The organism is Paraburkholderia sp. Tr-20389 (assembly GCF_017104565.1).
GTDB lineage: Bacteria > Pseudomonadota > Gammaproteobacteria > Burkholderiales > Burkholderiaceae > Paraburkholderia.
This window is the reverse complement of the sequence record NZ_JAAGPD010000051.1, coordinates 40161-66895: the sequence shown is the minus strand read 5'-3', so window position 1 is coordinate 66895 and position 26735 is coordinate 40161. Positions and strand designations below refer to the sequence as shown.

Genomic DNA, 26735 nt, shown 5'->3' with positions numbered 1-26735 from the left:
CTTTGCGGCGGCAAAGAAAGTAAGTGCCGCCCCGCACAGGGGCAACGCCAGCAAACCAGAGACAAAACGCGGATGCCAGCAAACCGCCAAGCCCACACACCAAAAGCGTCGCAGACAAAAACCTCAACCAATCTCAACAATAACAGGCTGATGATCAGAAGCCCGCGTCCCACCATCGATCTCACAGCTCAACAGCCTTGGCTGCAAATCTTCGGTAACGAAAACAAAGTCACATGTCAGCGGCCCATCCGACCACTGCGCCTTATCGTAGACACCCGCCGTCATCGGCGGCGTCTGCCCCGGATGCAACGCGGTCCACGCATCGACGAACGAAGGACTCCCTGCAAGCGGCTCCAGCATCCGCCGATACGCCTCGCTGTCGTAAGCACTATTGAAATCGCCACACACGATCGCGCTCACAGGACGCCCCGTATCGGCAAAAGGCCCAATGGCATTCTCCGCAGGCGCGGGATTCGCAGCATGAGCAGCCGCCTCCAACTGCATCTCACGCAGCCGCTCGACCTGAGCAAGCCGCTGCTTCAGCGAATAAAACTCCAGATGCGCGACGATCACCCTTAAAGATCCGCCGGGCGCCCTCAGCACGGCCTCCAGCGCGACACGCTGCATCGACGGCGCGTCCGGGTCGGCCGGCCAAGGCAGCGAGTGACGAATCACGCGCTCGACGGGCAAACGGGTCGCCAGTGCATTGCCGAACTGACGGCGCGGCGCGGCGGGCGCATCGAGCTTGAGCGGCGCCAGATCCGCACCGATCGCACCCAGCACCGTGTAGCCGGGCAGCAGATCGGCCAGTTCGGCGAACTGGTCATCGCCCGGATGACCCGCCAGCACCGAAAAGCCGCGCGTGACTTCCTGCAGGCACAACACGTCGAAATCGGCGAGCCGCCGCGCTTCGTCGATCGTGCGCGACAGGTTCACGTCGCCGTGCGCACTGCGTCCCCACTGGACATTCCAGCTGATCAGTCGCATCGTCAAATCTCCGTCGGTGTGCGTCGTTCGTCTACAATCTCGTGTTTGGTCCCACTTTTACACAGTCTGTCAGGAAGTCGCTGGTGTCCGAAACTGTCCCCCACATTGGTAAAACCCGCTCGCCCAGGAAAGGCAAGCAGGCGCGCGAAGACGCTGCCGCTGGCCCGTTCAAGGCGCCCGAACTCGATATCGAGTCGCTCGACATGGAAGCGCGCGGCGTCGGCCGCACCGTCACGGAAGACGGCTCGCCCGGCAAGGTCATCTTCGTCGAAGGCGCGCTGCCCGGCGAACGCGTGACCTACTCGAGCTATCGCAAGAAGCCGAGTTTCGAGCAGGCGCAGGTCGTCGATATCCTCAAAGAGAGCGTGATCCGTACCCGCCCGCAGTGCAAGTTTTTTGGCACCTGCGGCGGTTGTTCGATGCAGCATCTCGACGTGCGCGCGCAGATCGCCGTCAAGGGCCGTGTGCTCGAAGACAATCTGATGCACCTGTCCAAGCTGCGTCCCGAAACCGTGTTCCGGCCGATCCACGGCCCGTCCTGGGGCTATCGCTATCGCGCGCGCCTGACGGTGCGCCACGTCGCGAAGAAGGGCGGCGTGCTGGTCGGCTTCCACGAACGCAAGAGCAGCTATGTCGCCGACATGACGAGCTGCGAAGTGCTGCCGCCGCATGTGTCCGACATGCTCGTGCCGCTGCGCCACATGGTGGAAGCGCTGTCCATTCGCGACCGCATGCCGCAGATCGAACTGGCCGTCGGCGCATCGGTGACGGCCCTCGTGCTGCGCATCCTCGAACCGATCAATGCCGCCGACGAACAGGTGCTGCGCGATTTCGCGGATCAGCACAACGTCCAGTTCTGGCTGCAGCCGAAGGGCCCGGATTCCGTCTATCCGTTCTATCCGCTCGACCGCCAGCTCGACTACACGCTGCCCGAGTTCGACATCCGCATGCCGTTCCGTCCGACCGACTTCACGCAGGTCAATCACCAGATCAACCGCGTGCTGGTCGGCCGGGCGCTGCGTCTGCTCGCGCCCGCGAAGACCGACCGCGTGCTCGATCTGTTCTGCGGCATCGGCAACTTCACGCTGCCACTTGCACGCATTTCGAGCGAAGTGGTCGGTATCGAAGGCAGCGAGGTGCTGACCTCGCGCGCGCTCGACAATGCGAAGGAAAATGGCGTCGACAGCCACACGTCGTTCGCGTGCCGCAACCTGTTCGAAGTCACGGCCGACGACATCCGCGCGCTCGGCCACTTCGACAAGTATCTGATCGATCCGCCGCGCGAAGGGGCGCTCGCCGTATCGAAGGCGCTCGCCGACATTGCGCAGAGCGGCGAAGGCCCGCTGCCGAAGCGCATCGTCTACGTGTCGTGCAATCCCGCGACGCTCGCGCGTGACGCAGGCCTGCTCGTGCACGAGGCGGGCTACCGGCTGAAGGGCGCGGGCGTAGTGAACATGTTCCCGCATACGTCGCACGTCGAATCGATCGCGCTGTTCGAACGCGACTGAGGCGCACGCCCGGTCCCGAAGGCGTCCGCGCAGAGCGAAGCGGGCGCCGCAAAGAAAAACGCCACGGTGAGCACCGTGGCGTTTCTGTTTGATGCGAAGCGATCAGTCGATCAGAACTGCCACCACGACTTTTCCTTGCCCGGACGCGAATGGCCCGTGATGTACGGGCTATCAGGGAAGGTGCCGGCGAGCACGCGCTTCGTGTCTTCGGCCAGTTGCGGCTGGTCGAGCTTCTGATACGACAGCATCATGATGTGCAGCGCGTCTTCGATGGCAGGCGCGTTCTTGTATTCCTTGATCGCGAGCTGAGCCCGGTTGATCGCCGCCACATAGGCGCCGCGGCGATAGTAGTAGTCCGCCGCGTGCACTTCGTGCGACGCCAGCGCATTCACGATGTAGCGCATGCGCTGCGCGGCATCCGGCGCGTACTTGCTCTGCGGATACTTGTCGACCACGACCTTGAACGCGTCATACGACTCGCGCAGCGACTTGGGATCGCGCTCGCTCATGTCCTGGCCCGAGAAGCGGCCGAACAGGCCCAGATCGTCGTTGAAGTGGATCATGCCCTTCAGGTAGTACGCGTAGGGGATGTCCGGGTGATCCGGGTGCAGCTGGATGAAGCGGTTGACGGCCTGGTCGGCAGCGTCCGTTTCGCTGTCCTTCCAGTTGCAGTACGCGACGTTGATCTGCGCCTGCTGCGCGAAGTGACCGAACGGGTCGCGGCCTTCGAGCGCTTCGAAGTATTTCGCGCACTTGCCGAAGTCCCCGCCGCTCAAGGCGTCCTGCGCCTCCGTATATAATTTATTGTTGGTCCACGTGGCCGTTTCGTCCGTCTTTTCCGGCAGGCCATGACAGGCCGCCACCAACGTCACGGCTGCCACGCAGGCGCCATAGAGGGCCGCTTTCCTGGCCAGCTTGTGGGCCACCGTCTTTCGAACAGTTTGAGTAATGATGTTCAAGGCTCGCATTTTCCAGTCTAGCTTTTACGTCCAGGTGACCCAGTCTCGATGACCCGTTCCAATACTCCGCGTCCCGCTCAGTCTGCTGCTCAGCATCCCGACCAGGGCGCGCGGAAGAGCAACAAAGATTATAGCCCAAGCGCCGACCCCGCCGACGCATCAGCAGGTAATGCCGCCGCAGCGACGGGGGCCGATAACCTCGACGACGACCTCGTCGGCGACGCGCTGGCCGGCACCGCCGCATCGCCCGCCGCGCAAGGCGGGACGGCGCGCGCGGACGAACCGCCGCGCATCGTCACGGTGCCGTCCGAACTCGCCGGCGAGCGTCTCGACAAGGTGTTGGCGAAAGTCTTTCCGGAGTTTTCACGCAGCCGGCTGCAAAGCTGGATCGAGGCGCAGCGCGTGCGCGTCGACGGGCGGCCGGCAAAGATACGCCAGCCGGTGCCGCTCGGCGCCTCGATCGAACTGGTGCCCGATCTGCTGCCGGAGCAGCTTGCCTTCACGCCCGAACCCGTGCCGCTCGATATCGTCTACGAAGACGACACGCTCGTCGTGATCAACAAGCCGGCTGGCCTCGTCGTGCATCCCGCCGCAGGGAACTGGAGCGGCACGGTGCTCAACGGCCTGCTGCATCGCTATGGCGACGCGGCAGCGGGCCTGCCGCGCGCGGGCATCGTGCACCGGCTGGACAAGGAGACCTCGGGGCTGATGGTGGTCGCGCGCACGCTCGAAGCGCAAACCGATCTCGTGCGCCAGTTGCAGGCCCGTACCGTGAAGCGCCGCTATCTCGCGCTCGTGTGGGGCAACATGCCGGAAGAAGGGACGATCGACGCGCCCATCGGCCGCGATCCGCGTGAACGCACACGTATGGCCGTGGTCACGGGCGCAGCGGGCAAGCACGCGCGCACGCACTTCCGGCGCATCGATTCGACGGTGTGGGAGCGGCAGCCCCTGTCCGCGATTCACTGCGATCTGGAAACGGGCCGCACCCATCAGATCCGCGTGCATTGCGCGCATATCGGTCATCCGCTGCTGGGCGACCCGGTCTACGGCCGCGCACGCGGCAAGCGTTCCGTCGCGCCGTTGCCGGGCGGCTTCGCGCGCCAGGCACTGCATGCATGGCGCCTCGCGCTGGTTCATCCGAAGACGGGGCGCACGATGCAATGGCGCGCCGACGTGCCGGACGACATCGCTGAATTGTCCGAAGCATTGGGGCTCGGCCGCGAGCACGAAGACGAGTACGACGATTACGAAGATCACTACGACGACGATGCTGCCCTCGAAGAAGGCTACGACGAAGAAGACGATCTCGACGCAGACGCAGACGCAGACGCAGACGACGAGGACGATCGCGCATGACGTTGCCTGAACTCACCTTCAACGATGTGCTGCACCCCGAGTGGTCCGTGTCGCCGCGTGTGCAGGCGCTCGTCACGACGCGTAACGGCGGCGTGAGCCTGCCGCCGTTCGGTACGTGGCGCGACGGCGTCGACGGTGCAGGCGGGCTGAATCTCGGCCGCAAGTCTGGCGACGATCTCGCGCACGTCGAAGCGAACCGCGCGCGTCTGATGACGCTCACAGGGCGCGATGAAGCCGCATGGCTGTCGCAGGTTCATGGCGCGACCGTCGTGAATGCCGACGACGTGCTGGCCGCTACAAAGCGCGGCGAGCCGCTCGCGCAAGCCGATGCGAGCGTGACCGACCGGTCGGGCACGGTGTGCGTCGTGATGATCGCCGACTGCATGCCCGTGTTGCTGTGCGACCGCGAAGGCCGCGCCGTGGGTGCTGCGCATGCCGGCTGGCGCGGTCTCGCGTCAGGTGTCGTCGAGCAGACGGCGCAGCGTGTCGCGTCGCTCGCGGGCACTGACATGTCAGCGTTGCATGCATATCTCGGCCCCTGCATCGGCCCGCAGGCTTTCGAGGTGGGACCAGACGTGCGTGACGCCTTCATGAATGCTGTCGGCGGCGCACAACGCGACGACATCGCCGGAGCCTTCGTCGACCATCCCGTGAATGCGGGCAAATACCTCGCCGATCTGCCGCGCCTCGCACGTTTCCGTCTTGCCCAGATCGGTATCGCGAATGTGGTGGGCGGGGGTCATTGCACGGTCACTGAACGCGAACGTTTTTACTCGTATCGACGCGATCGGGAGACGGGCAGAATGGCCGCGCTGATCTGGCTTGCGGATCAGTAACCGGTCCATCACGAAAGACCTAAGTGCCGCTGCGCAAAGACAAATTTGCTGCACGGGAAATGACCCGAAGCCGTCTCTCGCGTGGGCTTATGTTGCACTGCGCGAACCTAAGAAGACCTACGCGGTTGCGCAGTGCATAAGCGTTCCGAGCATGACTGACATGTCAGACGAGCCCGTCGTGGCGGGCTTGTTTTGCATTGCACAGCACGATCGTTCTTCCGCTGTCAGATCACGTTGCGATACATCGGGAAAACGATAATGAAAAAAATATCGCACTGCGGCAAAATCGGGAGCAAGCATTGACATGCCTTGCGATGGGGCGCAAGAATGTTCCCACCTGGGCAAGGGCGTAACGCGGTCGCGATGCAGTGCTGTTCCCGCGCAAGTACCTGCCTCTCAACCCGTCCGCGAGGACTTTTCGGTCAAAAGCAGGCATGGCTGCATCTCACACTTCCTCGACTTCTTCTCGCACGGACACCTCGTCGGACCGCACGCAGCAGCAAGCGAATGCGGCAGGGGTGCAACAATGGTTCGACGCCTGGATGAACGCATGGCGTTCGCTGGGCGCGCAAGCCGCAGCAAACGGCAATCCTTTTAGCGTTCCATCCATGCCCGACTTCGCGAAAGCGGCGACGGCGCAGGCAGGCTCGCTGCCGTTTTCCAATCCCTTGTTCGAGCAAATAGCCAGACAGTTTGCGCAGCCGCAAGGCCAACCGAATGGCGAGGCCGCGGGCCAGCCGTTCAACGCGTTGTTCGGTCAGGCATTCAACCCGCAGTTCGCACAGCAGTTCACGCAGCAGATCGCAGGCCTGAAGATGCCGAGCGCATCGATTCCTTCGAACCGTCTGCAGCAGTTGCAGTCCGACTATTCGCGTGAAGCGATGCAGTTGCTGCAACAGGCGGCACAGGCCACCGCGTCGGGCATCGAACTCAAGGACCGGCGCTTCAGCTCCGAAGCCTGGAAGACGACGCCTATCTACACGTACACGGCTGCGTGGTATCTGTTGAACGCGCGTTATCTGCAGGAACTGGTCGACGCCATCGACACCGACCAGAAGACCCGCGAGCGCATCCGTTTCGCCGTGCAGCAGTGGACAGCCGCTGCATCGCCGAGCAACTTCTTCGCGCTGAATCCCGAGGCGCAGAAGACGCTGCTCGAAAGCAATGGCGAAAGCCTGCGGCAGGGCGTGATGAACCTGCTCAACGACATGCAGCGCGGCAAGATTTCGCAGACGGACGAGTCGCGCTTCGGCGTCGGCAAGAATCTCGCGATGACGGAAGGCTCCGTCGTATTCGAGAACGAGCTGATGCAGCTGATCCAGTACACCCCGCGCACGGCCACCGTGCACGAGCGTCCGCTGCTGATCGTGCCGCCTTGCATCAACAAATACTACATTCTCGATCTGCAGCCCGAGAACTCGCTGGTGGCGCATGCGCTCGACTCGGGTCATCAGGTGTATCTGATTTCGTGGCGCAACGCGGACCAGTCGATCGCGCATAAGTCGTGGGACGACTACATCGCCGACGGCGTGCTGGCTGCCATCGACACCACGCGCCAGATCAGCGGCCGCGAGCAGATCAATACGCTCGGCTTCTGTATCGGCGGCACGCTGCTCGCGACGGCGCTGTCCGTTGCCTCGGCGCGCGGCGAGCATCCCGCTGCGTCGATGACGCTGCTCACCGCGATGCTCGATTTCGCCGACACGGGCGTGCTCGACATCTTCGTCGACGAAGCGCATGTGCAGATGCGCGAGCAGACCATCGGCGGCAAGAACGGCACGCCGCCGGGGCTCATGCGCGGCCTCGAGTTCGCGAACACGTTCTCGTTCCTGCGTCCGAACGACCTCGTGTGGAACTACGTCGTCGACAACTATCTGAAGGGCCGCACGCCGATGCCGTTCGACCTGCTGTACTGGAACAGCGATTCGACGAGCCTGCCCGGTCCGATGTACGTCTGGTATCTGCGCAACACCTATCTCGCCAACAAGTTGCGCGAGCCGGGTGCGCTGACCACGTGCGGCGAGAAGGTGGATCTGTCGCGCATCGACGTGCCGACATTCATCTACGGTTCGCGCGAGGACCACATCGTGCCGTGGGAATCGGCGTATGCATCGGTGCCGCTCCTGACGGGGCCGCGCAAGTTCGTGCTCGGCGCGTCGGGCCATATTGCCGGCGTGATCAATCCGCCGTCGAAGAACAAGCGTAGTTACTGGTCGGTGGAAGGCGACGACAAGGCGCTGCCCGAGAATCCCGACGACTGGTTCGACAGCGCGACGGAAACGCCCGGCAGCTGGTGGCCCGAGTGGACCAAGTGGCTCGAACAGTACGGCGGCAAGAAGGTGAAGCCGGCAGCGAAGGCAGGCTCGGCCGAGTTCCCCGTGATCGAACCCGCGCCTGGCCGCTACGTGCAGCAGCGCGAATAAGCGTCGCGCTGCGGAATCATCATTTGCGAGCGGTCGCCGGTGAAGGGCAATGAGCGACCGCCGCCGCACGAACACCGGGTGAAGACGGGTGGAGTGAGACAGACGCTGTATCGCAGTAACGCTGACTTGACCGGATTAACAACTTGACGGGCTACTGTGGAGCATGTCGCCGCAGCCCCGGAGGAAACTCAAATGACTGACGTAGTGATCGTATCGGCGGCCCGTACGGCTGTCGGCAAATTCGGTGGGTCGCTGGCGAAGATTGCGGCGCCGGAACTGGGCGCCACGGTGATCCGCGCCGTGCTGGAGCGTTCGGGCCTGAAGCCCGAGCAGGTGAGCGAAGTCATCCTCGGTCAGGTGCTGGCGGCAGGCTCGGGCCAGAACCCGGCGCGTCAATCGCTGATCAAGGCCGGTCTGCCGATGGCAGTGCCGGGCATGACCATCAACAAGGTGTGCGGTTCGGGCCTGAAGGCCGTGATGCTCGCGGCCAACGCGATCATCGCGGGCGACGCGGACATCGTCGTCGCGGGCGGCCAGGAAAACATGAGTGCCGCGCCGCACGTGCTGCCGGGCTCGCGCGACGGTTTTCGCATGGGCGACGCGAAGCTGATCGACACGATGATCGTCGACGGCCTGTGGGACGTGTACAACCAGTACCACATGGGCGTGACGGCCGAGAATGTCGCGAAGGAATACGGCATCACGCGCGAAGATCAGGACGCGTTTGCGGCTCTTTCGCAAAATAAGGCGGAAGCCGCACAGAAGGCCGGCCGCTTCGATGATGAAATCGTGCCGATCCAGATTCCCCAGAGGAAGGGCGATCCGCTGTCGTTCGCGACGGACGAATTCGTGCGCCACGGCGTGACGGCCGAATCGCTCGCTGGCCTGAAGCCGGCTTTCTCGAAGGAAGGCACGGTGACGGCGGCGAACGCGTCGGGTCTCAACGACGGCGCAGCGGCTGTCGTCGTGATGTCGGCGAAGAAGGCCGAGGCGCTGGGTCTCACGCCGCTCGCGCGCATCAAGGCGTACGCGAACGCGGGCGTCGATCCGAAGGTGATGGGCATGGGTCCCGTGCCGGCGTCGCGCCGCTGTCTGGAACGCGCAGGCTGGAGCGTGAACGACCTCGACCTGATGGAAATCAACGAGGCATTTGCGGCACAGGCGCTGGCCGTGCACAAGCAGATGGGCTGGGATCAGTCGAAGATCAACGTGAACGGCGGCGCGATTGCGATCGGTCACCCGATCGGCGCATCCGGTTGCCGGATTCTCGTCACGCTGCTGCACGAAATGCAGAAGCGCGACGCGAAGAAGGGTCTGGCGTCGTTGTGTATCGGCGGCGGCATGGGTGTGGCGCTCGCGGTCGAGCGTCCGTAAGAGGACGTTGCACGAGGAGGCCGTCACGCGTCCGTTGTCCGTCGAGGGCGATCGGCAGCGTGACGCGGTCCGGTGCGCATCGCGTGAGCGAGCGCTGTGCACCCGGCAGATTGGAAGGCGAAGCACGAGGCGGCTGGCGTCTCGTAAAACGATAATGGAGTGTGTTTTATGTCACAACGAATTGCGTACGTAACGGGCGGCATGGGTGGCATCGGCACGAGCATTTGCCAGCGTCTGTACAAGGACGGCTTCAAGGTGATCGCGGGCTGCGGCCCGAACTCGCCGCGCCGCGTGAAGTGGCTCGAAGATCAGAAAGCCCTTGGCTTCGACTTCATTGCTTCGGAAGGCAACGTGGGCGACTGGGAGTCGACCAAGATCGCGTTCGACAAGGTCAAGGCGGAAGCCGGCGAAGTCGACGTGCTGGTGAACAATGCGGGCATCACGCGCGACGTCGTGTTCCGCAAGATGACGCATGAAGACTGGACGGCCGTGATCGACACGAACCTGACCAGCCTCTTCAATGTGACGAAGCAGGTGATCGACGGCATGGTCGAGCGTGGCTGGGGCCGCGTGATCAACATTTCGTCGGTGAACGGCCAGAAAGGTCAGTTCGGTCAAACGAACTACTCGACCGCGAAGGCGGGCATTCACGGTTTCACGATGGCGCTCGCGCAGGAAGTGGCCACCAAGGGCGTGACGGTCAACACCGTTTCGCCGGGCTACATCGGCACGGACATGGTGAAATCGATTCGCGCCGACGTGCTGGAAAAGATCGTCGCGACGATTCCGGTGCGCCGTCTCGGCACGCCGGATGAAATCGGGTCGATCGTTGCATGGCTGGCGTCGGACGAGTCGGGCTTCTCGACGGGGGCCGACTTCTCGCTGAACGGCGGCCTGCATATGGGCTGATCCGTGAGCGTCCTGTCTTGTCGCAGCATGGACAAAGCAGGACGTTGCATGGTTCAGATGTTTCTGGCGGCGTCTTGTACGCGCAGTGTCAAGCTGTGCGTGCGACAGGACGCCGTTTCTGCGCTTCATTCGCGCTCAAAGGCGTTACATGACCACTACTACAAAGAAAACAGCCGAACGACTCATTAAGAAATATCCGAACCGTCGACTGTACGATACAGAGACCAGCACTTACATCACGTTGACCGATGTGAAGCAGCTCGTGCTGGATCAGGAGGATTTCAAGGTCATCGATGCCAAGAGCAACGAAGACCTGACGCGCAGCATTCTGCTGCAGATCATTCTCGAAGAAGAGAGCGGCGGCCTGCCGATGTTCTCGTCGCTGATGCTGTCGCAGATCATCCGTTTCTATGGGCACGCGATGCAGGGCATGATGGGCACGTACCTGGAAAAGAACATCCAGGCGTTCATCGATATCCAGAACAAGCTCGCGGATCAGTCGAAGGGCCTGTACGAAGGCAAGACGATGAATCCGGAAGTCTGGTCGCAATTCATGAATATGCAGGCCCCGATGATGCAGGGGATGATGACGAGCTATATCGAACAGTCGAAAAACATGTTCGTGCAGATGCAGGAGCAGATGCAGAACCAGGCGAAGACGATGTTCAGCACGTTCCCGTTTACGCAGCCTGCGCCGCAGGGGAATCCGGAACCGGAGAAGAAGTAGGCGGTTCTTCCCATCGCCGGTCTTTCGATGTGAGTCTGCCCGGGTAGCGAGCCCGGCAGACCGCACGCTGTTTCTGTTCCCTTTTTCGGACGATGGGCGTCGATTCGTGTCGAGCACGAGCGTCCATCGAGCTTGCCGGAGCGGGGCGCCTCCGCCGTCCGCGCGGCGCCTGGGCATCCGCCTCCACGGTATAATATGAGGTTGCTTGCGCGGGGCCCCGCCGATTCCCACAAGATCCACATGGCCCCATTTCGCGACGGCCCTCGCTAGAGGGCGCCGCATGGTGCGCCCACGTTTGCCGAGATTCCGGCGTTCGGGCTGCACGCCCAAGCCCTCGCACATCGCGTCACTCATCGCTTCTCGCCGGACCATTTTCTATGTCGCAGACTTCGATCCCCGCCGCGCCGACCGCTTCGATTCCGAAGGTCGGATTCGTTTCACTCGGATGCCCGAAAGCCCTCGTCGATTCCGAACAGATCATCACGCAACTGCGCGCCGAGGGTTACGAAATCTCCGGCACGTATGACGGCGCGGATCTCGTCGTCGTGAACACCTGCGGCTTCATCGACGAAGCCGTGCAGGAAAGTCTCGACGCGATCGGCGAAGCGCTGAACGAAAACGGCAAGGTGATCGTCACCGGCTGCCTCGGCGCGAAGCAGAGCGCGAGCGGGTCGAACCTGATCGAGGAAGTGCACCCGAAGGTGCTCGCCGTGACGGGCCCGCATGCCGTCGGCGAAGTGATGCAGGCCGTGCACAGCCACCTGCCGAAGCCGCACGATCCGTTCGTCGACCTCGTGCCCGCTGCGGGCGTCAAGCTCACGCCGCGTCACTATGCGTATCTGAAGATTTCCGAAGGCTGCAATCACCGCTGCACGTTCTGCATCATCCCGTCGATGCGCGGCGACCTCGTGTCGCGTCCCGTCGCCGAAGTGATGCTCGAAGCGGAAAACCTCTTCAAGTCGGGCGTGAAGGAACTGCTGGTGATCTCGCAGGACACGAGCGCGTACGGTGTCGACGTCAAATACCGCACGGGCTTCTGGAACGGCAAGCCGATCAAGACGCGCATGACCGACCTCGTCGGCGCGCTCGGCGAACTCGCCGCGCAGTATGGCGCGTGGGTGCGTTTGCACTACGTGTATCCGTATCCGAGCGTGGACGAAGTCATTCCGATGATGGCGGAAGGCCCATTCAAGGGCCACGTGCTGCCGTATCTGGACGTGCCGTTCCAGCACGCACATCCCGAAGTGCTCAAGCGCATGAAGCGCCCGGCGAACGCCGAGAAGGTACTCGAGCGAGTGCGCGCATGGCGCGAAATCTGCCCGGACCTGACCATCCGCAGCACGTTCATCGCGGGCTTCCCCGGCGAGACGGAAGAGCAGTTCGAAACGCTGCTCGACTTCATCCGCGAGGCGGAACTCGATCGCGTCGGCTGCTTTGCGTATTCGCCCGTCGAAGGCGCGACGGCCAATGAACTCGACGGCGCGCTGCCCGACGAAGTCCGCGAAGAACGTCGCGCGCGCTTCATGGAAGTCGCGGAAGAAGTGTCGGCGAAGCGCATCGCGCGCAAGGTCGGCAAGACGCTGAAGGTGCTCGTCGACGAAATCAACCCCGACGGCGGCATTGGCCGCACGGCGGCGGATGCGCCGGAGATCGACGGTGTCGTCTATATCGCGCCTGCGACCAAGGCGTCGAAGCGCTACAAGGTCGGCGATTTCGTGTCGGTGAAGATCACGGGCGCGGACGGCCACGACCTGTGGGGCGAGGTCTGACGCAATGACGTCGAACACGGTCGCCAGCACGCCGTCCATCCTCGCGCTCGGCGAGGCGATGGTCGAATTCAACCAGTCCGGCAAAAATCAGCCGACGTATCTGCAAGGCTTCGGCGGCGACACGTCGAACTTCTGCATCGCGGCTGCGCGGCAGGGTGCGTCGGCGGGCTTCGTGTCCGCCGTCGGCAGCGACCAGTTCGGCCGCCTGCTGCTCGACCTGTGGCAGCGCGAGCAGGTCGATACCGCATATGTGCGCATCGACGATCAGGCGCCGACGGGCGTGTATTTCGTGTCGCACGGTCCGGCCGGCCACCAGTTCGACTATCTGCGCGCGGGCTCGGCCGCGAGCCGTTACGCGCCGCGCGATCTGCCGCTCGATGCGATTGCGGCCGCCAAGGTCATCCATCTGTCGGGGATCAGTCTCGCGATCGGCGTGAACGCCTGTGACGCGGCGCTCGCCGCCATCGCACACGCGCGCGCGAACGAGGTGCTCGTGAGCTTCGACACCAATCTGCGCCTCAAGCTGTGGCCGCTCGCGCGGGCGCGCGCGGTGATGCTCGAAGCGATTCGCCAGACGGACATCTGTCTGCCTAGCTGGGACGACGTCACGGAACTGACTGGCCTCACCGCGCGCGACGACATCGTCGATTTCCTGCTGACGCAAGGGCCGCGTGTGGTCGCACTGAAGCTCGGCAAGGAAGGTTCGTACATCGCGACGCCGCAGGAGCGCCGCGTTGTGTCCGGCCACGTCGTCAATGCCGTCGACGCAACGGGCGCGGGCGACTGTTTCGGCGGTGCGTTCATCGCGCGCATCGTGGCGGGCGACGATCCGTTCCAGGCGGCGCGCTACGCAAACGTCGCGGCTGCGCTGTCGACGCAAGGCTTTGGCGCCGTCGCGCCGATTCCCGACCGCGCGACGGTCGAAAAATTGCTCGGCGCCTGATCTCTCACTCGATCGCACCTCGCAGGCGCCGCTGCACAATAACGTCAGACGCGTGGGACTCAGCGCGCAAATCCGGCAACTCCGGTATGTTGAAAGACAAAGTCGCGCGCGGCAACCATGCCGCGCGCGATATCCAACCGAGACAGAGAAGAGGAGCAAGCGATGCAACGTGAAGTGGTGGTAGTGAGCGGCGTCCGCACGGCAATCGGCGACTTCGGCGGCAGCCTGAAAGATTTCGCGCCGACGGATCTCGGCGCGCGTGTCGTACGCGAGGCGTTGTCGCGCGCGAACGTCGCCGGCGACGAAGTCGGCCATGTCGTGTTCGGCAGCGTGATCCACACCGAGCCGAAGGACATGTACCTCGCGCGCGTCGCGGCATTGAACGGCGGCGTCGCGCAGCATGCGCCTGCGCTGACCGTGAACCGCCTGTGCGGCTCGGGCTTGCAGGCTATCGTGTCGGCGGCGCAGTCGGTGCTGCTCGGCGACGCGGACGTCGCGATCGGCGGCGGTGCGGAAAGCATGAGCCGTGCGCCGTACATCATGCCGTCGGCGCGCTTCGGCCAGCGCATGGGCAACGCGAGCATGGTCGACATGATGCTCGGCGCGCTGCACGATCCGTTTCAGACGATCCACATGGGCGTGACGGCCGAGAACGTCGCGAAGAAGTACGACATCTCGCGCGACGCGCAGGATGCGCTCGCACTCGAATCGCACCGCCGCGCCGCAAAGGCGATTGAAGCCGGCTACTTCAAGGAACAGATTCTGCCCATCACGATCGCGTCGAAGAAGGGCGACACCGTGTTCGACACGGACGAGCACGTGCGCCTGAACGCGACGCCCGACGACTTCTCGAAACTGAAGCCGGTGTTTGCGAAGGAAAACGGCACGGTGACGGCGGGCAACGCGTCGGGCATCAACGACGCGGCGGCCGCCGTCGTGCTGATGGAACGCAGCGTCGCTGAAAAGCGCGGCATGAAGCCGCTCGGCAGACTGGTCGCTTACGCGCACGCGGGCGTCGATCCGAACTACATGGGCATCGGCCCCGTGCCGGCGACGCAGAAGGTGCTCGAACGCGCGGGCCTGACGGTCGCCGATCTCGACGTGATCGAGGCGAACGAGGCGTTTGCCGCGCAGGCTTGCGCCGTCAGCAAGGAACTCGGCCTCGATCCCGCGAAGGTGAACCCGAACGGCTCGGGCATTTCGCTGGGCCATCCGATCGGCGCAACGGGCGCGCTGATCACCGTGAAGGCGCTGTACGAACTGCAGCGCATCGGCGGGCGTTATGCGCTCGTGACGATGTGCATCGGCGGCGGGCAAGGCATCGCCGCCATCTTCGAGCGGATCTGATCCGCTCGCTCGGGACAGGGGCGGCCGCCGCGCCGCCCCTGTCTCTGAACGAACTTGCGGTATAACCGGTCGAAGCGGGTGCTCGACGTCATGCGCGTCATCGAGCGTCACTGAGCGTCACTGAGCGTCATCAAACCGGTTGAAAGGAAAGAACGGATGCAGGAAGCAAGGTCGAAACACAGGGCGTCGCGGCTCGCGATGATCGCCGCCGCGGCATTGACCGTCACAGCGGTGCTGTCTGGCGCGGCGCATGCGCAAAGCGATGCCGTCAAACAACTGGCGGCGCCCCCGGCGATGCAGTTGCCGCTGAAGCCGAGCCCCGAATTCGCGAAGTTTCCGCAATACGCGGGCACGCTCGGCAAGCGGCAGATCGTGCTGCGCCTCGGCGCGAAAACCGATCGCGACGATGCCGGCGGCGTCCACGGCGAATATCAGTACGCCGACACGGGCGAAGTGATCCTGATCGCGGGCGACCGCGACGGCGATACGCTCGAAGTCGAAGAGTCGAACGACGGCACGCATATCACGGGCAACTGGGTCGGCAAGTTCGCCGCCGATGGTTCGCTCGAAGGCGAGCGGATGAACGTCGACGACTCCGATCCGCTCGAATTTTCGCTGCGGCCGCTTGCTGCGGGACAGAAACCGTCCGTCGCGGCAGGACAGAGCGCACCGGCGCCTGTCCAGGCCCAGAAGCCGGCGCCGCAGCCCGCCCCGTCGCACGGGCAGGCCGTCAACGGCGTGAGCAATCTGACGATAGGCGAATGAGCGCCGCGCGTATCACTGACGAACCCAATTCTCTCTGACCATGACTCCAAAGACTCCGAAGCACGGCTTGCAGACTCGTATCGTCCAGCCGACCGATCAGATGACGCCCGGTTGGGAATCTTTCTCGGTGCCCGTGGCGCGGGCGTCGACGGTCGTGTTTCCCGACCTCGCGACCATGCGCGCGCTCGACTGGAAGAACGACGCGCAATGGCGCTACGGCCTGCACGCAACGCCGACGTCGATCGCGCTCGCGCAGCGGCTCGCGGCGCTCGAAGGCGGCAATCACGCGCTGTTGCAGCCGTCCGGCCTGTCGTCGATCTCGAACGTCTATTTCGGCCTCGTGAAAGCGGGCGACGACGTGCTGATTCCCGACAACGTCTACTCGCCGAACCGCGATCACGCGGAATGGCTCGCGAAGGATTTCGGCATCAGCGCGCGTTACTACGATCCGATGATCGGCGCGGGCATCGCCGATCTGATCCAGCCGAACACGAAGCTGATCTGGCTCGAAGCGCCCGGCTCGGTGACGATGGAAGTGTCGGACATCCCCGCCATCACGGCCGTCGCCCGCGCGCGCGGCGTGGTCACGGCGATCGACAACACGTGGTCGGCGGGTCTCGCGTTCCGGCCGTTCGATCACGGCGTCGACATTTCGATGCAGGCGCTCACGAAGTACCAGTCGGGCGGCAGCGACGTGCTGATGGGCGCGACCATCACGGTGGACCGCGAACTGCATCTGAAGCTGAAGCTCGCGCGCATGCGCATGGGCATCGGCGTGTCGGCGGACGATTGCTCGTTGATCCTGCGCAGCCTGCCGTCGATGAAAGTGCGTTTCGAGCAGCACGACAAGAGCGCACTCGAACTCGCCACGTGGCTGAAGACGCGCGCCGAAATCGCCACCGTGCTGCACCCGGCGCTGTCCGATTGTCCGGGCCACGAGTTCTACAAGCGCGATTTCACAGGCGCGGGCGGACTCTTTTCGGTCGTGTTCGACGCGCATTACACGCCGGAGCAGATCGACAGGTTCTGCGAATCGCTGGAACTGTTCTCGCTCGGCTGGAGCTGGGGCGGGGCGCAAAGTCTCGCGATGCCGTACAACGTCGCGTCGATGCGCACCGAGTCGCAGTGGCCGCATCGCGGCACGCTGGTGCGCTTCTACATCGGTCTCGAAGACGAAGCGGATCTGCGCAAAGATATCGAGCGCTGTCTCGTCGCGCTGGGTTGAGCGCGTAGCGTTTTATCTGCGGATTCAAACCAAAGCCCGCCTTGAACTGAGCGGGCTTTTTCACATCTGCCGCTTCAGCAAGCGGCGTTCAGAACAGCCGCAGCAAGCCGTCGAGCCCGACATGGTTGAACGCGACGCTGGCCGCTTCGCGCACCACGGGCTTCGCGCGGAACGCGACGGACAGGCCCGCCGCCGCCATCATCTTCAGATCGTTCGAGCCGTCGCCCATCGCGATCGCACGCGTCGGCTCGATGCCGAGCTTGTCGCACGCTTCGCGCAGCGTGCGGGCCTTCACGTCGGCGTTGACGATCTCGCCGAGCACACGGCCCGTCAGCTTCCCGTCGACGATCTCCAGCGTGTTGGCGCGCGCGAAATCGAGGCCGAGACGCGCCTGCAGTTTTTCGGTGAAGAAGGTGAAGCCGCCCGACACCAGCAGCGTCTTCATCCCCGCAGCCTTCGCGCCCGCCAGCATCTGTTCCGCGCCCGGCGACAGTTGCAGCCGCTGTTCATAGACCTTTTCCAGCGCGCCCGCGTCGAGGCCCTTCAGCAGCGCGACGCGGCGTGTGAGACTCTCGTTGAAGTCCTTGATTTCGCCGCGCATCGACGCTTCCGTGATCGCGGCCACTTCCGCTTTCAGCCCGCAGAAATCCGCAATTTCGTCGATACACTCGATCGTGATCAGCGTCGAATCCATGTCCATCGCGACGAGGCCGAAATCCGTCAGACGGCGGCCCGCTTCGACGAACGCGTAGTCGAGCGCATGCGCGCCGCAGTACACGTCGAGGTCGGGACGTTGCGCGACGGCGGCGTCGTCGATGCGCACGGCGCACGCATCGATCGCGGAGAGCTTCGCGCCGCGCGACAGCGCGAGCAGCGGCTTGTGGTGTTCGGCGGCAATCGGGGTGAGGCTTTGGATGACGAGATTCATGTCGACGCGGGAAGTGGGCAACAGGACGGGCAACAAGCCGGCGCGGAAAATCCGCTTATTGTAACGGTTCCGCTCGCGTTGCCCGGCTAGCGCTGGACACCTCGCGGCATGGTTCATACTGATGCTTCAAACAATCAGCCGCGATAGCGGCGAAGACAACACCTGGAGACACCCATGAACCCGTCCCGCGAGGCCGACATCGCCCGCGACTTCGATCTACTGCATCTCGACGCGTCGTTTCACGCGGACCCGTATCCCGTCTATCACGCATTGCGCACGCACGAGCCCGTCAAGCGCATGCCGGACGGATCGCTGTTTCTCACGCGCTATCGCGACGTGCAGGCCGTCTATCGCGATCCGAAGACCTTCAGCTCTGACAAAAAAGTCGAATTCGCGCCGAAATACGGTGCGACGCCGCTCTTCGAGCATCACACGACGAGCCTCGTGTTCAATGATCCGCCGCTGCACACGCGTGTGCGCAAGCTGATCGCGGGCGCGCTGACGGCGCGCGCAATCGCCGCGATGGAAGATGGCCTCGTGCGGCTCGTCGAGGGCTTGCTCGATCGTGCGGCCGCGCGTGGCGAGATCGATCTGATCGGCGACTTCGCGGCGGCGATTCCCGTCGAAGTGATCGGCAATCTGCTCGACGTGCCGCACGACGAACGCGCGCCCTTGCGCGACTGGTCGCTCGCGATACTCGGCGCGCTCGAACCCTCGCTCACGCCCGCGCAGCACGAACGCGGCAATCTCGCGGTGACGGAATTCGTCGCGTATCTGAAGGATCTCGTCGCGCGACGCCGCGCGGCGCCCGGCGACCCGCAGCATGACGTGCTCACGCGCCTGATTCAGGGCGAGGCGGGCGGCGAGCAGTTGTCCGAGATCGAACTGCTGCAGAACTGCATCTTCATCCTGAACGCCGGTCACGAAACGACGACCAATCTGATCGGCAACGGCCTCGTCACGCTGAGCACCTGGACGGAAGAACGCGATGCGTTGCTGCGCGAGCCGGAACTGATCGAGAGCGCCGTCGAAGAGTGCCTGCGCTTCGAGAGTTCGAACCAGCTCGGTAACCGCATGACGATGCTCGACACGGCAATCGGCGGCGTGCCGGTGACGGCGGGCACGCCCGTCACGCTGTGCATCGGCGCGGCGAACCGCGATCCCGAGCAGTTCGCCGAGCCCGACCGCTTCGATATCCGCCGCACGCCGAACCGGCATCTTGCGTTCGGCTTCGGCATTCATCAATGCGCGGGTCTGTCGCTTGCGCGGCTCGAAGCGCGGATTGCGATCGGGCGTTTCGTGCGGCGCTTTCCGTCGTATCGGATCGACGGCGAGCCGACACGCGGCGGACGCGTCCGGTTTCGCGGTTATGCGGCCGTGCCGTGCGTGGTCGAATGAGATGAGCATGATCGGGCGTCCGTAGCTTTTTCCGCAGCGAAGCAAGTCTTACAGCGAGATCGCGCCGCGCTGCGGCGTGCCGCACGCGCAGCGCGCAGTGCGGCGCGTCTGCCTGCTGGGCACACTTGCTGCTTCGCATGGAGTTCATCTTCGGGGAGCGCGCGATGGCTCACATGATCTGGAAAGGCGCGATCAGCTTCGGTCTCGTCCATGTACCCGTGCAACTGTATCCGGCTACGAAGTCGGAGAAGGTCGGCTTCAATCTGCTCGACAAACGCTCGATCGATCCCATCGGTTATCGGCAGATCAACAAGCGCACGGGCAAGGCAGTGACGCGCGACAACATCGTGCGCGGCTACGAGTACGAGAAGGACAAATACGTCGTACTGACCGACGAGGAGATCCATGCGGCGAATCCCGAAACGACGCAGACGGTCGACATCATCGCGTTCGTCGAGGCGCCCGAGATTCCCTTTCTGTATCTCGACACGCCGTACTACCTGACACCCGACCGTAAAGGCGAGAAGGTCTATGCGTTGCTGCGCGACGCGATGAAGGCGACGGGCAAGATCGGCGTCGCGAACGTCGTGATGCACAACAAGCAGCATCTGGCCGCGCTGATTCCCGTCGGGCCGATGCTCGCGCTCAACACGCTGCGCTGGGCCGACGAGGTACGCTCATTCGATGAATTCAAGTTGCCCGGCGAAAGCGCGAAGAAGTCCGGCGTGACGGCGCGCGAACTGGACATGGCGAAGAAGCTGATCGCCGATATGAGCGGCAAGTGGAACCCGGCCGACTATAAGGACACCTTCCGCGACGACATCCTCGCGCTGGTCGACAGGAAGATTCAGGCGGGCATGACGGAAGAAGTGATGGAGTTCGAAACGCCTCGCGAAACGCGTCCGTCCGCGGATATTCTTGACTTGTCGGATCTGCTCAAGCGCAGCCTCGGGCGCGGCGGAAAAGGCAAATCTGCGGTGCGCGCGGCAACAAGCGGCGAAAGCGAGGCAGACGAAGCCGCAGCACCCACGAAACGTCGTGCAGCGGCGAGGAAAACCACGCGACGCGCAACAGGAACGACCGCGCGCAAGAGCACATCCGGCAGCGCGTCGGGTGCTGCACGCAAGCGTCGCGCCGCCTGAGCACGGATTGCGCCATCGACCAGACGGGTTGCGGCAAGGGCGAAGCAACAGGAAAGCGCAAATCGATCATGACCGACAAGCTCGAGACCTATCAGCGCAAGCGCCGCTTCAATGAAACCCCGGAGCCGTCGGGTGTTGCCTCACGCGGAAAGAGCAGGCACGCGACGAAGACGACGCCCGCGAGAAAGACAGCGAAGCAGCACGACCTGTCGTTCGTGATTCAGGAACACGACGCGCGGCGCCTGCACTACGATTTCCGGCTCGAACTCGACGGCACGTTGAAATCATGGGCGGTGCCGAAAGGACCGAGCCTCGATCCTTCCGTGAAACGGCTCGCCGTGCACGTCGAGGATCACCCCATCGAATACGGCTCGTTCGAAGGCGACATTCCCGAGGGCAACTACGGCGCGGGTTCGGTGATCGTCTGGGATCGCGGCACATGGGAGCCCGTGGGCGGCGAAGCGGGCGCGCGCGACGCGTACCAGGCAGGCAAGCTCAAGTTCCATCTGAATGGTCACAAGCTGCACGGCGGCTGGACGCTCGTGCGCAGCCATATGCGCGGCAGCAACGACAAGGAGCAATGGCTGCTCATCAAGGAGCGTGACGACGAAGCGCGCAGCGAAGCCGACTTCGACGTGCTCGAACTGCGGCAGGGCAGCGTGCTGTCCGATGCGCCGGGTGCGCGCGGCGGCCGTGCGAACGGCGAGAGCGCATCGATCAAGGCGTCGAAGGCTGCGTCGTCACGCAAGGCCAAAGGCACGCCCGCCGATCGCCCCGACATCGTCGCGACGCGCAACGCGCAGTCGCTGAGAGAACTCGCGCAGCACCCGTCCATCGAAGGCGCCGTCGAGGCGAAGCTGCCCGCCGCGCTCAAGCCGCAACTGGCGACGCTCGTCGACAGCGCGCCCGCCAGCGACGACTGGCTCTACGAGATCAAGTTCGACGGCTACCGCGTGCTGGCGCGCATCGATCACGCATCGAAAGAGCCTGTGAAGATTTTCACGCGCGCGGGCAACGACTGGAGCGCGAAGTTCAGCAAGCAGATGAAGGCGATCGCGCGCGTCGGCGTCGACAGTGCGTGGCTCGACGGCGAAGCCGTGGTGCTCGACAGCCGCGGCGTGCCGAACTTTCAGTCGCTGCAAAACGCCTTCGACGCGAACCGTCCGCAGGACATCACGCTGTATCTGTTCGATTTGCCGTACCTCAACGGCTACGACCTGCGCGGCGTGCCGCTCGAACAGCGTCGCGCGATTCTGCGCGCGCTGCTCGACACCGTCGACGACGACACGCTGCGCTTCTCGTCGGACTTCGGCTTCGACGCCGATCAGTTGCTGAAGAGCGCCTGCGACATGCAGCTCGAAGGCATCATCGGCAAGCGCCGCGACAGTCTCTATGTGTCCGGACGCTCGCCTGCGTGGATCAAGCTCAAGTGCCGGCGTCGGCAGGAGTTCGTGATCGGCGGCTATACGGAACCGGCGGGCAGCCGCGAGGCGTTCGGCGCGCTGCTGCTCGGCGTTTACGACAAGAAGGGCAAGCTGCAATACGCGGGGCGGGTCGGCACGGGTTTCGACGCGAGCCGGTTGCGCTCGATCAAGAAGGAACTCGACGCGCGCGCGACGGCGACGATGCCGTTCGCGAGCGAGCCGCGCGAACGAAGCCGCACGCCTGTGCATTGGGTGAAGCCGGAACTCGTCGCCGAATGCAACTTCGCGGAATGGACGAGCGACGGCGTCGTGCGGCAGGCGTCGTTCGTCAGCCTGCGCAGCGACAAGCCCGCGAAGCAGATCGTCCACGAAGCGCCGCGCAAGGGGGCTGACGTGCAACACATCACGGAAGAATCGGGCGCCCATCAGGCGAAGACATCGGCGGCGAAAAAGCGCGCGTCGAAGACGGCCGATGTTCAGGCCGAACCCAGGACGACGAAGCGCGTGAGCGCGTCTAGCGGAGCTTCAGGCAGCGCAGCCGCGAAATCATCCAGCAAGGCGGGCACGACGACCGTCTCCGGCGTGCGCATCTCGCACCCCGACCGCGTAATCGACAAGAGCACCGGCGTGCGAAAGATCGAACTGGTGGAACACTACGCGTCGGTTGCGACGTGGATGCTGCCGTATCTCAAGGACCGGCCCGTCGCGCTCGTGCGCGCGCCGGAGGATATTGGCGGCGAACTGTTTTTCCAGAAGCACAGCCAGAAGCTTGCGATTCCTGACATCACGCAGCATCCGGGGCTGGACCCGGGTCATCCGCCGCTGCTGACGATCGAGAGCGAAGCGGCGCTGGTCGGCGCGGCACAGATGGGCACGATCGAACTGCATACGTGGAACGCTGTGGCCGCGAACATCGAGAAGCCCGACCGCATGGTGTTCGATCTCGACCCGGACCCGTCGCTTGGCTGGAAGCGGATGATCGAAGCGGCACAACTCACGCGCGAGCTGCTTGCGGAACTGGGCCTCGTGTCGTTCTGCAAGACGAGCGGCGGCAAGGGGCTGCACGTCGTCGTGCCGATTGCGAAGCAGCTGGGCTGGGACGACGTGAAGGCGTTCTCGCAAGCCGTCGCGCAGCACATGGCGACCGCGCTGCCGAAGCACTTCGCCGCGAAGATGGGCGCGCAGAATCGCAAGGGCAAGATTTTCGTCGACTATCTGCGCAACAACCGCGGATCGAGCACCGTCTGCGCGTATTCGCTGCGTGCGCGGCCCGGCCTGGGCGTGTCGGTTCCTCTCACGTGGGACGAAGTGCCCGAGACCACGGCGGGCGATCAATGGAATATCGCGAACGTACACGAGCGGCTCGACGCGCTGGAGCGCGATCCGTGGGCCGACTACGCGAAAACGAAGCAGCGCATCACAGCCGCGATGCGGCGCAGGCTCGATACGGCGGAGCACGATTGAGCGGCGGTGTATCGGCGGACGGGCAAGTCGCGAAACGCGCGAGCGTCATCGCGCGCAGAGGAGGGAGAGCATCATGAAGACATCGCAGCAACACGCGACGGGCGACGAGCACGAAGAGCACGCGACGCGCCCCGAAGGCAACGATCAATCGAACGTGCCGAAGCGTCCGTTCGGCGAACAGGCTGCGCCGCTGCCGCACGAATCCGATCAGAGCGCGGACTCGCAGAACGAGCACGAGCCGCGCGGCGTCGGCAAGCAGGCGCATAGCGATCTGGAGCACGGGCTGGAAGATACCGACCGGCGCGGCGGCGACGACTACCAGGAGCGCACGCAGAACGATGCGCATGCCAACGAGAATTCCGCGGGAACGGGTAACAAGCGCCGCTGAAGGATGCACTTGAGCCTGACTCTGAAGTAGCGGCCGTCAGCGTGCGCGGTCCCAATACGGCGGATCGCCGAAGTGCGTGGCGAGGAAGTCGATGAACGCGACGGTTTTCGGCGGCACGAATGTGCGCGACGGGTACACCGCCCAGATCGCGACCGTTTCGGCGAGCGGATACGAGTCGAGCACGGTCACCAGTTCGCCGCTGCGCAGATAGGGCGCCACGTCCCACGTCGATTTGAGCGCGATGCCGAATCCCGCCAGCAACGCATCGCGGATCACTTCGCCGTTGTCGGTCGCGAGTCGTCCACCGACCCGCACGTTCAGCGGGCCTGCCGGCGTGACGAAGGACCAGTCGCGCTGATCGGCGAGGATCACGCATTCGTGCTGCGCGAGATCGGACGGATGATGCGGCGTGCCGCGTTCGGCGAGGTACGACGGCGCGCAGCAGATCACGCGCCGGTTCGCCGCGAGCCGCCGGGCGACCAGCGTCGAATCTTTCAGCGCGCCCAGCCGGATGCCGACATCGACGCCGGCATCGACGAGATCGACGATGGTATCGGTGAGCCGCAAGTCGACGCTGACGCCCGGATAGCGCCGCAAGAACGCCGCGATCACGGGCGACACATGCTGCCGCCCGAACGACGACGGCATCGACACGCGCAGACGACCTTGCGGCTCGGCCTGGCCGCGTCCGACCGACGCACGCGCGGCGGCCGCCGCGTCCAGCAGCGTCTGGGCGCGCGCCATGAACACTTCGCCTTCCTGCGTGAGGCTGACGCGGCGCGTCGTCCGATGCAGCAGACGCGCGCCCAGCAGTTTTTCCAGGTTCGCAATCCGCGCGCTCGCGACGGCGGCCGACAGTCCAAATTCCCGTCCCGCCGCCGATACGTTCGCGAGCAAGGCGGCGCGCATGAACAGCGCGACGTCGAGCAGGTCGAGCCGGTCGCGATCGCCGGGTGCTGTCTGGGACACCGTGTCCATCGATTATTTGGAAATTCCAGAAAATGTTTCAGTGATTATGTCGCTTCTCGCAGCGTAAAGAGTTTTCTACAGTGGAGTCAACGCGATCGGCGGCCCGTTGAGCCTGGCTCTGAACAGAAAACAGGCCGCCGTTAGCGACACCGTTCAGAAAACATCACACCAATCAAGGAGCCGTCATGAAAGCCGTTGGACTGACCCGATACCTTCCCATCGACGATCCCGAGTCGCTTGTCGACCTTGAACTCGACAAACCGCAGCCGACGGGCCACGACATTCTCGTGAAGGTCGAGGCGATTTCCGTGAACCCGGTGGACTACAAGGTTCGCTCGCCGAAGGACACGGTTGAGAAGACGCCGCGCGTGCTCGGTTGGGACGCGGCGGGGATCGTCGAAGCCGTCGGGCCGGACGTGACGTTGTTCAAGGCGGGCGACTCCGTGTTCTATGCGGGCAGCGTTACGCGGCCGGGCGCGAACAGCGAGTTTCATCTGGTCGACGAGCGGATTGTGGGCCGCAAACCGGCGTCGCTCGATTTCACACACGCTGCTGCGTTGCCGTTGACAGCGATCACTGCGTGGGAGGCGCTGTTCGACCGTCTGGGCGTGTCGCCGCAGGGTACGGACGCGGGCAAGACGGTGTTGATCATCGGCGGCGCGGGCGGGGTTGGGTCGATCGGCATCCAGCTCGCGAAGCAGCTGGCGAAGCTGACGGTGATTGCGACGGCGTCGCGGCCCGAGTCGGCGAAGTGGGCGAAGGAGTTGGGCGCGGATCACATCGTCGATCACTTCGGCGACATGCCTGCGCAGATGAAGCAGATTGGCTTCGAGCAGGTGGATTACGTGTTGATGTTCAACGACACCGATCGGCATTTTCCGGCGGCGGCTGCCGTCATCAAGCCGCAGGGTGGCATTGCGACGATCGTCGAGAATGCGAAGCCGGTTCCCATCGAGCTGTTGAAGTCGAAGAGCGCGGCATTTCACTGGGAGTTCATGTTTACGCGGTCGATGTTCGGCACGGCTGACATGATCGAACAGCATAAGCTCCTGACGGAAGTGGCGCGTCTGATCGACGCGGGGATTTTGCGTACTACCGTTGGGGAGGATCTTGGCAAGATCAATGCGAAGAATGTGCGGCGCGCGCACAAGCTGCTTGAAGAAGGGCGGGCGATTGGGAAGCTGGTGTTGACCGGGTTTTGATTTTTTTGTCTGCGACGCAGTCGCCGGTTTGGATTTTTTGCTGGCGGGCGCCTTGGTTTTGCTGGCATTCGCGATTTCTGGCGCTGGCATCCGCGTTTTGCTTCTGGTTTGCTGGTGTTGCCCCTGTGCGGGGCGGCACCTACTTTTCTTTGCCGCGGCAAAGAAAAGTAGGCAAAAGAAAGCCGCTCACACCGCCAGCTTTTGTACTTGCCTGCGGGCCCCCAACCGGTCCCGCACTCCACACGGCAACACTTTGTTTTGTGCACGTTGCCAGCGCCTCGAACAGGCGCATCACCCACTCCAGTCACCCGTAGCGCAGCTAGCGGCAGCGATTCGTCTACGCCGCCCAGGTGGCAAACTGTGTGTAGCTTGTCGCGCCGTATGCGTTGGCGATACTACGACACCGATCCGCTTTTCAGTCCGGAGTGGTGCACTTCCATCGCGACAGCCTACACACAGTTTGCCACCTGGGCGGCGGTAGACGTCTGGTAACGCAGTCGGCGACGCGGGAGTGTGAAGCGGGTGATGCGTGCAGGTAGCCCGCTGGCAACGGGCGCAAACAAGTGGGTTGCCGCGTGAAGCGTAAGAACCGTCGGGGTCCCGCAGGCAGGAACAAGGGCTAGCGGTGTTAGCGGCTTTCTTTTGCCTACTTTTCTTTGCCGCTGCAAAGAAAAGTAGGTGCCGCCCCG

At 63.9% G+C, this 26735-nt stretch carries 21 protein-coding genes; 17 read left to right on the top strand and 4 right to left on the bottom strand.

The features are described from left to right. Positions 1–123 precede the first annotated feature (123 nt). Positions 124–987 (bottom strand): endonuclease/exonuclease/phosphatase family protein, encoded by an 864-nt coding sequence (locus G3N95_RS34455; protein ID WP_205974554.1) that lies wholly within the window; start codon positions 985–987, stop codon positions 124–126. 203 nt (positions 988–1190) lie between these two features. Between G3N95_RS34455 and rlmD the strand changes: the two genes are divergently transcribed. Then, positions 1191–2495, top strand: a complete 1305-nt coding sequence (gene rlmD, locus G3N95_RS34450; RefSeq protein ID WP_241019115.1) for a 23S rRNA (uracil(1939)-C(5))-methyltransferase RlmD — start codon at positions 1191–1193, stop codon at positions 2493–2495. Positions 2496–2605: 110 nt separating this feature from the next. Here rlmD and G3N95_RS34445 read toward each other — a convergent pair whose 3' ends face one another. Further along, a complete protein-coding gene (locus tag G3N95_RS34445; RefSeq protein ID WP_205974552.1) occupies positions 2606–3463 on the bottom strand; it encodes an outer membrane protein assembly factor BamD in 858 nt (285 codons plus the stop codon). 39 nt (positions 3464–3502) lie between these two features. On the opposite strand from G3N95_RS34445, the gene G3N95_RS34440 reads away from it, so the two are divergent. The 11 genes from G3N95_RS34440 to G3N95_RS34390 all read left to right on the top strand — a co-directional run bounded on the left by G3N95_RS34440 (position 3503) and on the right by G3N95_RS34390 (position 17131). Continuing rightward, the gene (locus tag G3N95_RS34440; protein WP_205974551.1) at positions 3503–4813 is read left to right on the top strand and encodes an RluA family pseudouridine synthase; all 1311 of its coding nucleotides are present in this window, start codon (positions 3503–3505) and stop codon (positions 4811–4813) included. Then, the gene (gene pgeF, locus G3N95_RS34435) at positions 4810–5649 is read left to right on the top strand and encodes a peptidoglycan editing factor PgeF (RefSeq protein ID WP_205974550.1); all 840 of its coding nucleotides are present in this window, start codon (positions 4810–4812) and stop codon (positions 5647–5649) included. Before G3N95_RS34440 ends, pgeF begins: the two co-directional genes overlap by 4 nt. 434 nt (positions 5650–6083) lie before the next feature. Further along, positions 6084–8072, top strand: a complete 1989-nt coding sequence (phaC, locus tag G3N95_RS34430) for a class I poly(R)-hydroxyalkanoic acid synthase (protein ID WP_205974549.1) — start codon at positions 6084–6086, stop codon at positions 8070–8072. Between the two features lie 192 nt (positions 8073–8264). After that, positions 8265–9446, top strand: coding sequence for an acetyl-CoA C-acetyltransferase (locus G3N95_RS34425; RefSeq protein ID WP_205974548.1), 1182 nt, complete (start codon positions 8265–8267; stop codon positions 9444–9446). A gap of 168 nt (positions 9447–9614) precedes the next feature. Further along, the gene (locus G3N95_RS34420) at positions 9615–10355 is read left to right on the top strand and encodes a 3-ketoacyl-ACP reductase (RefSeq protein WP_205974547.1); all 741 of its coding nucleotides are present in this window, start codon (positions 9615–9617) and stop codon (positions 10353–10355) included. Positions 10356–10503: 148 nt separating this feature from the next. Further along, the gene (phaR, locus tag G3N95_RS34415) at positions 10504–11082 is read left to right on the top strand and encodes a polyhydroxyalkanoate synthesis repressor PhaR (protein ID WP_205974546.1); all 579 of its coding nucleotides are present in this window, start codon (positions 10504–10506) and stop codon (positions 11080–11082) included. A gap of 377 nt (positions 11083–11459) precedes the next feature. Continuing rightward, entirely contained in the window at positions 11460–12851 is a 1392-nt protein-coding gene (rimO, locus tag G3N95_RS34410) for a 30S ribosomal protein S12 methylthiotransferase RimO (RefSeq protein ID WP_205974545.1), read from the top strand. 4 nt (positions 12852–12855) lie between these two features. Further along, positions 12856–13794, top strand: a complete 939-nt coding sequence (locus G3N95_RS34405) for a sugar kinase (protein ID WP_205974544.1) — start codon at positions 12856–12858, stop codon at positions 13792–13794. A gap of 162 nt (positions 13795–13956) precedes the next feature. Beyond that, positions 13957–15141 carry a beta-ketothiolase BktB gene (gene bktB / locus G3N95_RS34400; protein WP_205974543.1) on the top strand — a complete coding sequence of 395 codons (1185 nt, stop codon included), beginning with the start codon at positions 13957–13959 and terminating at the stop codon, positions 15139–15141. Positions 15142–15297: 156 nt separating this feature from the next. Then, positions 15298–15906 (top strand): hypothetical protein, encoded by a 609-nt coding sequence (locus G3N95_RS34395; RefSeq protein WP_205974542.1) that lies wholly within the window; start codon positions 15298–15300, stop codon positions 15904–15906. Positions 15907–15946: 40 nt separating this feature from the next. Further along, positions 15947–17131 carry a cystathionine beta-lyase gene (locus tag G3N95_RS34390; protein ID WP_205974541.1) on the top strand — a complete coding sequence of 395 codons (1185 nt, stop codon included), beginning with the start codon at positions 15947–15949 and terminating at the stop codon, positions 17129–17131. An 88-nt stretch (positions 17132–17219) separates the two neighbouring features. On the opposite strand, the gene serB is transcribed toward G3N95_RS34390, so the two are convergent. Beyond that, positions 17220–18059, bottom strand: a complete 840-nt coding sequence (gene serB, locus G3N95_RS34385) for a phosphoserine phosphatase SerB (RefSeq protein ID WP_205974540.1) — start codon at positions 18057–18059, stop codon at positions 17220–17222. Positions 18060–18233: 174 nt separating this feature from the next. Between serB and G3N95_RS34380 the strand changes: the two genes are divergently transcribed. From G3N95_RS34380 to G3N95_RS34365, 4 genes are all read left to right on the top strand, one after another. Further along, a complete protein-coding gene (locus G3N95_RS34380) occupies positions 18234–19457 on the top strand; it encodes a cytochrome P450 (RefSeq protein WP_205974539.1) in 1224 nt (407 codons plus the stop codon). 164 nt (positions 19458–19621) lie between these two features. Continuing rightward, a complete protein-coding gene (locus G3N95_RS34375) occupies positions 19622–20599 on the top strand; it encodes a Ku protein (protein WP_205974538.1) in 978 nt (325 codons plus the stop codon). A gap of 68 nt (positions 20600–20667) precedes the next feature. Next, positions 20668–23487, top strand: coding sequence for a DNA ligase D (ligD, locus tag G3N95_RS34370; RefSeq protein WP_205974537.1), 2820 nt, complete (start codon positions 20668–20670; stop codon positions 23485–23487). Positions 23488–23560: 73 nt separating this feature from the next. Then, complete coding sequence (locus tag G3N95_RS34365; RefSeq protein ID WP_205974536.1) at positions 23561–23875, top strand: hypothetical protein; 315 nt, start codon at positions 23561–23563, stop codon at positions 23873–23875. A 36-nt stretch (positions 23876–23911) separates the two neighbouring features. Here the strand turns inward: G3N95_RS34365 and G3N95_RS34360 are convergent, their stop codons facing one another. Then, positions 23912–24853, bottom strand: a complete 942-nt coding sequence (locus G3N95_RS34360; RefSeq protein ID WP_205974535.1) for a LysR family transcriptional regulator — start codon at positions 24851–24853, stop codon at positions 23912–23914. A gap of 176 nt (positions 24854–25029) precedes the next feature. Between G3N95_RS34360 and G3N95_RS34355 the strand changes: the two genes are divergently transcribed. After that, positions 25030–26046 carry a zinc-binding alcohol dehydrogenase family protein gene (locus G3N95_RS34355; protein WP_205974534.1) on the top strand — a complete coding sequence of 339 codons (1017 nt, stop codon included), beginning with the start codon at positions 25030–25032 and terminating at the stop codon, positions 26044–26046. The last annotated feature ends 689 nt before the right edge of the window (positions 26047–26735 follow it).